This is a genomic window from Nitrospirota bacterium, from assembly GCA_016180645.1.
Lineage (GTDB): Bacteria > JACPQY01 > JACPQY01 > JACPQY01 > JACPQY01 > JACPAV01.
Map to the genome: position 1 here is coordinate 98,038 of JACPAV010000009.1, position 12,316 is coordinate 110,353.

The 12,316-nt window shown below is 59.6% G+C and carries 7 protein-coding genes and 1 pseudogene; 2 read left to right on the forward strand and 6 right to left on the reverse strand.

What is annotated here, in order from left to right:
• The first annotated feature begins 6 nt into the window (after window positions 1–6).
• Window positions 7–279: pseudogene (locus tag HYT87_07730) on the forward strand (MoaD/ThiS family protein).
• Window positions 280–554: 275 nt separating this feature from the next.
• A complete protein-coding gene (gene sat / locus HYT87_07735) occupies window positions 555–1,751 on the forward strand; it encodes a sulfate adenylyltransferase (GenBank protein ID MBI2059644.1) in 1,197 nt (398 codons plus the stop codon).
• Here sat and HYT87_07740 read toward each other — a convergent pair.
• The 6 genes from HYT87_07740 to HYT87_07765 all read right to left on the reverse strand — a co-directional run bounded on the left by HYT87_07740 (window position 1,748) and on the right by HYT87_07765 (window position 12,060).
• Entirely contained in the window at window positions 1,748–3,229 is a 1,482-nt protein-coding gene (locus HYT87_07740) for a hypothetical protein (protein ID MBI2059645.1), read from the reverse strand. The genes sat and HYT87_07740 overlap by 4 nt on opposite strands.
• Before the next feature lie 77 nt (window positions 3,230–3,306).
• Window positions 3,307–4,338, reverse strand: coding sequence for a hypothetical protein (locus tag HYT87_07745; protein MBI2059646.1), 1,032 nt, complete (start codon window positions 4,336–4,338; stop codon window positions 3,307–3,309).
• A 138-nt stretch (window positions 4,339–4,476) separates the two neighbouring features.
• The gene (locus HYT87_07750) at window positions 4,477–7,497 is read right to left on the reverse strand and encodes a flagellar hook-basal body complex protein (GenBank protein MBI2059647.1); all 3,021 of its coding nucleotides are present in this window, start codon (window positions 7,495–7,497) and stop codon (window positions 4,477–4,479) included.
• Between the two features lie 84 nt (window positions 7,498–7,581).
• A complete protein-coding gene (locus tag HYT87_07755; protein ID MBI2059648.1) occupies window positions 7,582–8,271 on the reverse strand; it encodes a hypothetical protein in 690 nt (229 codons plus the stop codon).
• Between the two features lie 82 nt (window positions 8,272–8,353).
• Window positions 8,354–10,081 (reverse strand): flagellar hook-length control protein FliK, encoded by a 1,728-nt coding sequence (locus HYT87_07760; protein ID MBI2059649.1) that lies wholly within the window; start codon window positions 10,079–10,081, stop codon window positions 8,354–8,356.
• 83 nt (window positions 10,082–10,164) lie between these two features.
• The gene (locus HYT87_07765) at window positions 10,165–12,060 is read right to left on the reverse strand and encodes a DUF3179 domain-containing protein (GenBank protein MBI2059650.1); all 1,896 of its coding nucleotides are present in this window, start codon (window positions 12,058–12,060) and stop codon (window positions 10,165–10,167) included.
• Between the last annotated feature and the right edge of the window lie 256 nt (window positions 12,061–12,316).

The following is a 12,316-nucleotide window of genomic DNA, read 5'->3' on the forward strand; positions in this document are numbered from 1 at the left end:
AGACCACTGATGGCCACCGTACGCATCCCCACGCCTCTCCGAAAGCTCACCGCGGGGAAGGAAGAGGTCATCGTGCAGGGTGCAACCCTGGCTGAGATTCTTGAAGCCTTGGAAAAGGCCCATCCGGGATTGAAAGAGCGCCTGTTCGACGACACGGGGGAGGTCCGGCGTTTTATCAACATCTTCCTCAATGATGAGGATGTCCGGTTCCTCCAGAATTTGAAAACGCCGGTTAAGGACTCCGACGAGGTCTCCATTCTTCCCGCCATCGCGGGAGGCGACGACGATCGGAGGCGTTATTACCTGACCTTCCCCCCGCAGCTCGTTCAGGAGCCCGTGCTCTACCGGCTCGGCCAGAAATTCCGCGTGGTGACGAACGTTCGGTCGGCCACAGTCTCCAGTGGAATAGGAGTTGTGGCGTTGGAGTTGGAAGGCGTGGACGACGAGATCGACCGCGCCATCGAGTACCTCCAAGGGATCGGCGTCAAGGTCGATCCGATCGAACAGAGCGTCGTCGAGTAGAATTCGCCCTTCCGCCCGGATTCCCCGCGCCCATGAAACCCACCCGAAAGAAAGCTCGAACATCCCCTGGATTCTCGCTGGGGCTTCCTCACGGAGGCACGCTCATCTCTCGAATCGTCCAGGGGAAGGAGGCCGATTCCGTCCGCCGGCATTCTGAGAAACTGCCTCTCCTCCTCCTGAACCGGCGACAGACCTCCGATCTGGAACTCATCGCCAACGGCGGGTTCAGTCCGCTGACCGGCTTCATGGGAGAGGACGACTACCAGTCGGTCCTCAAGAACATGACTCTGGCGAACGGGAGGGTCTGGAGCCTTCCGATTGTGCTGGATGTGCCGCAGGCGTTTTTCGATAAGACCAAACTAAACTCGCCCATCGCGCTGGCGGCGCCGGAGGGAGCGCGCCCGGTGGGCCTCATGGCCGTTCAGGAGAAGTTCGTCCGGAAACTTCCGGAGGAAGCTGAAACGGCCTTCGGCACGGGGGACGCTGCGCATCCCGGGGTGAAAGCGGTTCTTGATTCCAGCGAGCACGTTCTCGCCGGGCCCGTGACCCTGTTCGAGGCGCTGCCGCATGATGACTTCAGTGCCTACCGCCTCCCTCCAGCGGAAACGCGCCGGATTTTTCAGGAACGGAAGTGGAACTCCGTGGTGGGATTCCAGACACGAAACCCCGTGCATCGCGCCCATGAGTATCTCCAGAAGTGCGCCATGGAAGTGGTGGACGGATTGTTTCTTCATCCCCTCGTCGGCGAGACCAAATCGGACGACATCCCTGCGGATGTCAGGATGCGTTGTTATGAAGTGCTGCTCGAAAAATACTACCCGGCCGGCCGTGTCTTGCTCGGCGTCAATCCCTCCTACATGCGCTATGGCGGGCCACGGGAAGCGGTTTTCCATGCCCTGCTCCGGAAGAATTTCGGGTGCACGCATTTCATCGTCGGGCGCGATCACGCCGGGGTGGGAAACTACTATGGGACATTCGATGCCCAGAATCTGCTCAAGACCATCCCCGTTGAAGCACTCGGCATCCAGCCCCTCTACTTCGACAACACCTTCTACTGCTACGAGTGCGAGAACTTCGCCTCCGAGAAGACGTGTCCCCACGACGTTTCCCACCGGCTCGCCCTGAGCGGCACGAAGGTGAGGGAGCTTCTTCGCGCGGGCCAATCCCTCCCGCGGGAATTCACGCGTCCGGAAGTGGCGAACGTTCTACGCGGGGCGTATCAGTCCTAGCGCGGTCCGGTTTCCCGCTCCTCTTCACGCAAGCTCTTCAAATCCGTGTCCAAGGCGCGGCGGGTTTCCGACAACATTGTTTTGAGATCCCCTTCCGGCTCGATGAACCGACGGATGGCGTCCTTCCAGATGGCCTGACCCGCCGGCGTCAGGCCCATGTAGTTCAGCTCCCGACTCCGAAACACCACGTCCGACTCTCCATACACGGGCGGCAGGGGAACGTCACGCGTTGCCGAAACGGTGTAGGACCACCGTGTGAAAAATGTCTGGCTCCGCTTCGAAGTGAAGAATTGCAGGAACCGAATGCCCGCATCGATCTCGCTTCGGGATTGCCCCTGCCGGGTGACGCTGAGCCAAAGCGACGGTGAATGAGGCATGGGAGCCGGACCCGAGGCGAACGGGGAGGTCTCCCGCGTGATCTCCGGAAGGTGCATCGCTCCCTCCCGGAATGGAAACAGCCGACGCCCTCCCTGGATCGTTTCGTAGAGTTCCATATCCGCCCGAACCCGCCTGAAGTCCCCGGCCCGGAAGAGGCACTGGGGGCGGCGGCTGAAGTACAGGGGTTTGACGTGAAGGCTGTCGTATCGGTTGGCATACCAGACGAAGTATCGGCTGAGGCGTTTGAGTAGACGCAGGGATTCGACGTAGGGCTCCACCTTCTCGTGGAAACGGCGCCTTTCCAGAACCCGCCTCCAGTCCCGGCGGTCTACGATTCCGTCCCTGTCGAAATCGAGGCGAGAGATCAGACATCGCATGACCATGCTCTGGATGGCCCGTGTGAAATACCGGATGCCGTCCGCCCCGGGGGCGTTGAACAGGGCGATCGGCCAGACGTAGTCCGCGTCGGCACAGCGTTCGAGGCAACGTTCGAGATCGGCCCACGTACGGATGGGGAGCGGTACGCCCAAGGCTTCCAGCAGATCGATATTGTAATTGAGGGCCGGGCAGGAATAGTCGATAGGGATCCGAAGGATGGGCCTTCCACCGCCGAATCCCATCGAGCGGAGAGCTTCCGGCCTGAAAGATCCGGACCAGGCCGCCGAGTGCCCCGCACCCCGTTGTTCCAGTGACGACCTCAGGTCGACGAAGCGTTCGGAGAGGCACGGGAAATTGGCCGGGATATTCTCATACAACCAGGAAACTCTCCCCGCCCGGAACTCCGAATCGCAGTCTTGCGCCCATTGAAAAACGTTTCCCATTCGGATTTGAACCCGGTATTTCCTCGTGTGGCTGCGCTCGAATTCATGGAGGAGATCGGCGAGGCCGCCGCGAGTGAACGTCATGCGCTTCCGGTCGAAGTAGCCCGGAAGCTGGCTGTTGTAGATGTACCCGTTCAGATCGGCGATCTGGAGGCGCTTCCGAGATCCCGACCGGGGAATCCGGGCAAGTGGCGGGTAGACGCGCTTCAGATCGGTGTCGGGTAGATCGACCCAGCCGAGGCCGTGGGAAGACGACGGAGATGGAAATCCCAATTCCATGGTGCCGCCGGCTATCGAGGCTAAGCCTCTATAGTAGATCCGCTGCCGTACTATAGAGGCTTAGCCTCGATAGTCAGTTAGGCGGCGACGAGGGCCGGTACGGAGCGTTCCATGGGCACGGAGGGTTCCAGCACAGGGGTTTCGGCGACGGGCAGCTCCAATGGCAGGCTCACGCGCTTGCGCTCAAACCATCGGTTGATGATGCCTTCATTCGTTAGGTTCACACAGGTCACGCCGTACTTCTTCAGGAGCCACGCCCAGGTCTCCAGTTTCTTGCAGACCACCATCATCTCGTTCGAGGCAACGGTCAGGTTCCCGTTGATATCCGCGAGAACAATGTAGGTCGTCTTGGGTTGGACCTTGGCCCGCTGGTTGACATAGAACATGCCTCCGGTGAGAGCCATGTCCGCTCCAATCAGTACGATTTCATGGCAGCCGAGCAGGTCTCCGAGGTGAAGGGTCATGCTCCCGGTATTGAATGCGTATTCGAGTTCCGGCAGGCCCAAATCCAGCCCGGTATAGGAGGCTTCATGTCCCAGACCGGAAGGGCGGAAATAGTAGACGTTTTCCTCGCCGTACAGAGCCCTGAGTCCCGGGTCGGCCCATTGGGCCATCAACAGTCGTGTCTGTCGATTCGGATCCGTCCATTCCGGAGCGGGAATAGGGAGGGTCCGGGCCTCCTCACGCCATCCGGCAAGCCGTGGAGCATCCACCACGCCGTCCGCAATCAGGACGAAATCGAGGGGGTACGGGCACCAGACCGCGCCGCGATTGATCCCGACGATGATGTCATCGGGCCTGGGTGGATTTTCGCGGAGATTCTTGAAGACCGACGGCCCCGTGAGAACGACGTAAAGACTGCGACCTTTGTATTTTCCCTTCAGATCTCGAAGGCTCTGCCGCATGGTCTGGTTCTTTCGCACGTTGTCCCTGCGCCGATCCAGGTAGGCCGATCGCCAGGCCGTCGGCGGATGAATTTGATGTGAAACTTCGGAGTACCGCCAATCGCGGCAGACGAAATTGATGTGGTCGATGGAAATCGCGTTGTAGAGGCGGTCTCCCTTCACTTCCCCGACGTACTCGGGGATTTCCGGTATTCGGACATTCACTGCCTTTTTCCCCTTGATTGCATTTCTACCTCCTTCATACCCCCCACCCTCACCCTCCCCCGCAATGGGGGGGGAGGGTGTCATCGGGTGTATTCCTTTACGTGGTCACGCGACTACCTTGTCACGCTGTCATCTCGGCTATCTTACGAGCGAGAGGACATCCTGGAGCAGGCCGTCCGTCGTCGTAATGACTCTTGTGTTGGCTTGGAAGCCTCTTTGGTTTCTCAGGAGCTGCACGAATTCCGTGGCCAGATCCACGTTGGCCAGTTCCAGTGCCCTTGACTGGATTGTGCCCGCGACGCCGGTGCCCGGATCGTTCACCACCGGGGGCCCGGACTCGAAGGTCTCGGCCCAGAGGTTGTTTCCCAGCGTTCCGAGCCCGGTCATGTTCACGAAGTTGGCGATGGCCACCCGCGCGATTCCGAACGTCTGGCCGTTAGTGTAGAGACCGTTCACCGTTCCATCCCGAGCGACGGCCACGCGAAGAAGCGTGCCGGGGGCGTAGCCGTCCTGGGCCATCGAATTCACGATGGCCTCGGCGTTGTATTGGCTGGAGAGGTCGACGCCCGAACCACCCGACTGTGTGGTCGTGCCGAACGAGAACTTGATGCTCTGGTCCGGCTTGGATCCCGAATCGAAATCGAAATCGGTGTAGTCGGAGAAGAGGCCGTCCAGGAAACCGTACTTGCTCTCTCCGACGCTGGTGGTTTCGGGGTTCTCGGGATTCGTCGCATCAAACAGCTTCCCTTCGTCCGAGAACTTGAGGATTCCCGCCGCTTCGATTTCGAGTCCCGTTCCCACCGCGTATCGGCTGATCAGGGAGTTGGAGGCGTTGGGCGTAACCCCGGAAGTGGGCGCCGCGAGCAACACCGATGCATTCCCGAGGCCGTTGTTGTCATTCGAATCCGTCGTGTCGAATCCGAACAGATCGGCAAAGCCGGCGTCCGTGCGATTCCCAGTCGAATCGGCGTTCACCCCGTCGAAGTCGAAAGCGATCGGCCGGGTGGTGCTGGTGTTGGTGAGGGTGAATTTCCCGGTGGTCGAGCTGTAGGTTACGGTCACGCTGGCCGCGCTGTTGGCTTCCGTCAGCTTCGACTGGAGGTGGGCCGCCAGCTCGGACCCCGTGTACACACCCGTGGTCAAATCGACCTTCTGGAAGGTATCACCGGAGGCAAAAGACTCGCCGGAGTCGGCCCCTTCGATCGAAAAGAGGAGTGTGTTGTTGGTGTCATTCACGGTGAATCTCGACACGTCGCTCTGATCCACCCCGGCAAACCATTCCCACCGTCGCACCTCCAAGGTCCGGCCGGTGTAGCTGTCCGTCACTACTTCTTTGGAGTCTTTCCGGAAATGCAGCTCCACCACGCGGTTGTTGCCCAAGCTGTCGTAGGCCACGAACGACGTAGAGAAGTTCGCGGTATTGGCGGCGTCCCGGGGGTCAAACCGCCCGGCCACTTCATCGCTCACCCGCACCTCGCCGGGATCCAGATCGTCGGCGATCTGGTTCACCGTCGAACCGGCCGCCAGAGACATCGGCCGGGGACCTCCCGCCGTGTCGGTCACAAAGCCGATCATCCGGGCGAATTCGAACGCGCGCCCGACAGCCAGAGTGCCGTTCGTGGAACTTCGCGCCACGGACCCCGCGGCCATCGACAGATCGGCCGAAGTCCTCGTGAAACCGAAGAGCGCAGGCACCATTTCGTCGGTCTTGAGGATTGACCCGGCGCCCGCGGTGGTGTTGTAGTTCCAATCCAGAACGATGCTTCCGCCGCTTCCGTTCGCGTTTCTGAACACGAAATCCCGCGCGCCCTCATCGTAGGTCACTTGGAACTGATTCGCGCCCGTCAACCCCGAGCCGCGAATGGCGGTCTGGAGCGCCGCGGCCAGTTCGTTCGGCGTGTAGGTGCCGGCAGCGATGTTGACGCGCGTGTTCGTCGTCCCCTGCCGGAGCACGAGACCGCTGTTTAGAGACGATTCAATTCTCGTCCGGTAGGTCTGGATATCGATGCCGTTGAAAGGGGCCGTGCTGCTGGAGTTGGTCGTCCCCACATTGAAGCTCGCGTTGGAGCTGAAGCCCAGGATATTTTCGGCGGTCGTCCGCGGGGCGGTGAAGCCCATCCTGACGAAGGTTGTCCCCGCCCCGTAGCTATCCAACTTCAAAGAGAACTTTCCGGTGCTGCCGCTGAACGTCACCGACCACGCGCCTCCAACCTGCGCTTCTAATCGTTGCTCGATGTGGGTGGCCAGGGAGCTGGCGGTGTAGCTGCTGGTCGATCCGCCCGGATTGAGCGAGAGGGTCACGCTGCTCGTGATCGCTCCCGTCGTCGTGGAACCGATGCCGATGCTCACCATGTTGTTGATACCGGGAGTAACGGAGAAAGAGTACAAGTTCGCGTCCGTGGAGTTCAGCTTCACACTGAAACGGCCGAGTTCATTGTCGTAGGTGACGGAGAAATCGTGAACAATCCCTGAAGATTGGCCCGCCGATTCGAGAGCGGCCTCGAGCGTGGTGGCAAGCGTGGCTCCCGTGTAGACGCCCGGATTGATCGTGGCCGTCAAGGTCTTGTAGACATCGGACGGATAACCCACCATCAACTGGACGCGATCATTTTCACCGGAGACCACGTTGAAGCCCTTCACTTCGGCGGTCGAATCGAGGTTCACCCCGGCCTTTACTTCCGTGGTCGCCTTGGGCGCGAGTTGCCACTTGTCAATCTGGATGTCCTTCGCCACACCGGTCGACTTGTTGGTCGTGGCGTTCACGCCGTACCCCTGAAGACGGTATCCGTTCGTATCGAGCAGGTATCCGCTCTTGTCAAAACGGAACTGACCCGCGCGCGTGTAGAAGGTCCCGTCGCCGCCGGTCGTTTTCTTTACCATGAAGAATCCGTTCCCGGCGATCGCCAGATCGGTATCGGTCTGGGTGTTTTCAAAACTTCCCTGGCTGAACTCATTGACCACTTTGGCAATGTTCACCCCGCGGCCCGTGCCGAAAATATTGTCGAACCGGAAATCGGCGAGCAGGTCTTCGAATTGAACCTGGGATCTCTTGAATCCCGCGGTGTTGACGTTCGCGATGTTGTTCGAGACCACCGAGAGGGCCCGGCTGTATGTGGATAGGGCCGTCGTCCCTATGAAAAACGCAGGAATACCAGTCATTTAATGTCACCTCCTAAAACCCCCAGATACCACCCCTACTCCATTCGTCATGTTTTAGGTTATCGGATGAATTCACATAATTCTTTAAGTTGACTCGCGAATCTCCACAATGTCCTCCAGATTCAGTCGCTTGTCACCGACGCTCAGCACCACCGTGCCGTTCTCAACGGCAACCGAAGTTACTTTGCCGTCGAGGTATTGATGAACAGGCACCAGAGAGCCATCTACCCGTTTGGCCTCGTAGCGCACCGTGTAGGTTCCATCCACCGCCGGCTTTCCGGTCTCCGTGATTCCATCCCAAATCAGCTCATGCTCACCCTCGGTGAGACGCCCGGAATCCTTGACGCTGATCTGCTTCACCGTCTCACCCGTTTCCGACTCGATGGTGATGTCCAACGATTGCACCGGTTCCGGGAGACTGAAACTGATCGTCTCCGGAAGACCCTGCTTGATGTCCACGGTTTCGCCCGTAGCCTTGACGTTCCTCCCGAGCAGGGAAGCCGCCTGGAGGGTGTTGAGCGAAATGAACACTTTCCCGAGTTGGTCGAAATTGTTGTTCAGAGTGAAAAGCTGCTCGAGCTGGCTGAATTGAGAAAGCTGTTGGGTCATTTCCACGTCCGATAGGGGGTTCAGGGGATCCTGATTCTGGAGCTGCGCGAGCAGGAGCTTGAGAAACTGATCCTTCTGGTCCGCTGCCTGGCTCTTTTTGTCCCTGACCGGAACGATGTTCTGTTCCTGGACCTGCGGTATGCCCTCAGGAATTCTCAATGCCATGACGCCCTCCTTTGATTCCCTCCAACGCATCCTCGCCTATCGAGGCTAAGCCTCGATAGTGGAACGTTATTCACAATGTTGTTCACGCGAAAAGATCCACGCGCCCCAGATCCAGCAGGACCCGGTTGAACCCCGCATCGGGCGCGCCCGGCATGTCCAGGGTCTCGTGATAATTCCTCCGGCCGCCTTCCCTCTCGTCGCCGGAATCGTGCCCGCCGGTCATCTCTCCGGCCATGCCGTTGGGATTGGATGCCGTCTGTGCAAGATCCTGCTGATCCACCGTCACCTGAAGATTCTCCAGGCGCAATCCCTGCTGCGCAAAGGTGTCCTTCAGGGCCTGGAGGTTGCTTTCCAGCACGTTCTTCACGGCCGAGTTCTCCGTAAAGATCGCCACGGACAGCTCGCCTTGTTTCGATCCCACCTCGATACGGAGCTTTCCCAGAAATTCCGGCTTGAGCTGAATCTCGATTCGCGTTTCCTTGCGACCGATCTGTACGCGGGCCTTGTCCACGATCTGGTGGAGGATATCCCGGCCCAGGTCCGTCGAGGGCGTGAAGGTCTGGTCTCCCGACCTGCCGGCCTCGGCCGTCGCCCCCTGCTGCGTCAGCACGGCCTGATGCATGCCGCTCCACCCGTTCCCCTGGTTCAGGAAATTGCCGCCAACGTCGGAGCGGGCCTCGGAGGAACCTTTGGCTGCCGATGCATCGAGAACGGGATTCCAATCCAAACCCTTGATCGCCGGATCAACTTTTGCGGTAGCAGCCTTGGGCGAGGTTCCGGCCGCCGCGAACGCCCGTTCGTCCCCCTCCGCCATGCTGACCCCGCTCGTGCCCTCCGCGCCTTTACCCTCCGGCGCGGCTTTCGAACTCAAGTCGATGAGGGGCGGCTTGGCTTCTATCCCAGGCGCAGTGGCGTTGGCGGGCTGGGACTTAGGCGCCTCCGGCACAGCCACAGGCCCGCCTTTCGCATTTTTGGCCTGCGCGGCAATCTTGAGAGCCTCGTTCTTGATGGCTTCGAGCTCGTCGGCCGATTCCGAGGTTTCGTCTTCCCCGCTCAGAACGACAGCCGCGCTCTGCGGGTCCGCCTGGGTCTGTGGATTCTTCTGGTCGGCGGCCGCGTCTTGTTCCGGCAGGGGGATCGCAGCGTCCTTCAGCGTTTGCTGCGTCTGACCGGGCTGGGCGGCCGGGTTTTGTGTCGCTCCTGCGCCCTTGGCCGCAGACTCGGCGGGTGTCTCGGTGGGAAGCGTCGGCGCTTTGAGATCCATCGTGGCGTTCTCATAGGACGCCTGGCGGCTGGCCTCCTGCTGAACGGCCATCGACTGGCGCTTTTCGTCGAGGATCCCGAGGAACTGCTCGGCACTGACAGATTGTCCATCCTTAACAATCACCCACGTCCCGTTCTGCTCCTGGAGCCCGAGACCGAGGTAGTTGAGAAGTTCCGAAAGTTGGTCCGGATTCGCGCCCTGCGCCAGCTCCAAGCCCTGATCGGAAATCTGGATGCCCAGTTTCGCCAGGAGATTTTCGACCTCGTCCGTAAGCCCCTGGCCCCCATCGAGGGCCTGGAAGAGGGCTTGGAGAAAATCGGACACGGCATTTTCTGCTCCCGGTGCGGCAAGATTTTCCGGGCCTAGAACCGGGTTGGTCAGCTTTGAAAGATCTTGAGGATTGAGTTGAATGGAGTTGAAAAGTTGAGCGAAAATTTTGCCGAACGGTTGGGAACCACTGGGATTTTGTGACGGCGCCTCGACCGGTTGAGCCGGTGCGACGTCGACCTTTCCCAACAGGATGTCCAGGGGAGACATGTCTGCCATCGGGAGTGAAGAGGGCAATCCCCGTGCCAGAATCGCAGCCGGTGCCTCGGCATGTTTCGGTAGGGGCGAGGCATACCTCGCCCCTACTTGGAGCCGGGAACGAAGAAATCGAGCGGTTTGCCGTCCGAACCTTTGGGTCTCCGATAGACACGAACGCGATCGGGCGGAGTATCGAAGATACGAACATCGTCCGGGGCTAGAGACTCCGATGCGGCCTCCCAGAAAATGACCAGGTCCAGATCTCCCACGCGATCGTTGATGACGGCGAAGTTCGCGTCTTTGGCCGTGCTGAAGAGTCCGTCGCCGATCACGGACGAGCCTGCTTCAAACTTGTCTCTTTCTTTACCCTCCGCATCCAGTTCCTTCGTCTTGCGTCTCCGATCATCCGCCATCGAATGAATATCCCGAAAGAGGTAGCCCCTCCGCCCGTTCCGCGCCGAGGGGGTGACAATGCCGAAAACCCGTTCCTTATTCTTGACATGATTCGGATTATTGGAATTGTCCGCCCGCGTCGCCGGCTCGAAGTGCTCGGGCCGAGGGTTCGTCACACGAAAAGTGTTTCCATCGTCGCGCCGGTAGTCCGTCAGAATCTCGGTGCCCGATTTGCGATACGGATACAATGTGTAGTTACGCCTGAATCCCGTTTCGGCGGACAAGACGTAGGTGTCGCGAAACCATTCCTTCCACTTCTTCCATGTGGTCTCGACGTATGGGAGAGGACACCCCTTCACATTCCCCGGCTCTTCCGATCGAAGAAGACCCCGGAGAGTCTGGAAGCGGATGGGGCTCCACCAACTCTCCGTGAGCCGGTCATAGAGAATGTGATTGATGTTCAGGGCAAACCCGGTGATCCCGAGGGAGAGCGCCCTGCTGCCCTTCTCCTGTTCCGGATCGCCCCAATCGGTCGTATCGAATATTTCAACGGAATCGGTAAGCGTACTGTAGGCCAAGCTGAATCGGATCTTGCGGTAGGGATCGCCTCCCTCGAAGGAATCGTTGATCACCTCATGCCACCAAATAATTTTCAGGGGATACGCCCGCGGCTGGTCGCCGACCAGGAGTCCGAAGACGAGGTCCGTTTCCCTCATGTACCACTTCTTCACGCGGAGGTGATCGTTGTCCTCAGCCTGGACTTGATTCCGGATTTGTTCCGGCGTGAGCTTGGTCATCTCCATGCTGTACCGCGGCAAATCCACGGCATCGCAACAGTAAGGAGGGCTCGTTTCGTCCCACCCACAGCAGAAATATCTCTTCTTCTTCTCACCTTTTTCTTCGACCTCATCCTGAGCTCGATTGCAGGGATACCGATCCGGCTCCTGCGGCCTCCCCTGCTCATCCAACCCTGGGCGCTCGGTGCACTGCGTCCACAGGCTGCCTTCGGTATCTCCGGTGACGAGGGATGGGATGCAGTCCTTCTCGTCGAAGCAGGCCCGCGTAATCGGGTTCTGGTCGGGAGAATTCGGATCGAAGAGATCCTTCTTCACGCGCCGGTTGTCCTTGCCCACGAAGAACTGGAGCCCTGTCCCGTGTTCCGATTCGGTGTAGTCCGCGTTGAAATAATCCTCGCTTCGAAGCGCTTGCTGCTCCGGAGCCTCACGCGACCACACACCCGCGGTTGGCCACACCGTATTCCAGGCGAACCAGGATGAAACGACGCCCTTGTCGTAGGGAACGAGGATGTCGTTGGCGGAGTCCGCATCGGTGGTCACTCCCCCGCCCTTGGCCCGGCCCCAGAAGTCCCACCTGTTCCCTTCGGAATCCTCGGCCTCGAACCCGGATGGGATGGCGTTGAGCAGGGGACTTCGGGCCGACTCCATCGCGAGCGTTTGGCACGTATCAAACGGCCCCGGGTAGGCGAACGGCTTGGAGGCGCTCGACCCCTCGCACGCTGTGAAGACCGAGCACAGAGCGGCCGCGGCGAGCCAGCTCGCACCCCGCGTCCGGTCATTCGATGTTTCCTTCAAACATTCATTCAGCATGGTGTCGGATTATACCGATTCGGGCGATGGCCGTCCCCCTTCTTGTGATCCCAAGGAAAGGACCCAAGAGCTTCCAACAGAATGCCGATTCGTAGGGGGGCATCTTCAGATGCTCCCTCTTGTCCGGAGGGTCTGAAGACCCTCCCTTACGCATTCTGCTAAATATGCCCACTAATGTACTTTAACATATTCTCCATATCTGCTATGCTCTCCTCAACAAGGAGGGTTCATGGCCAGAACGATTCGGTTGACGCGG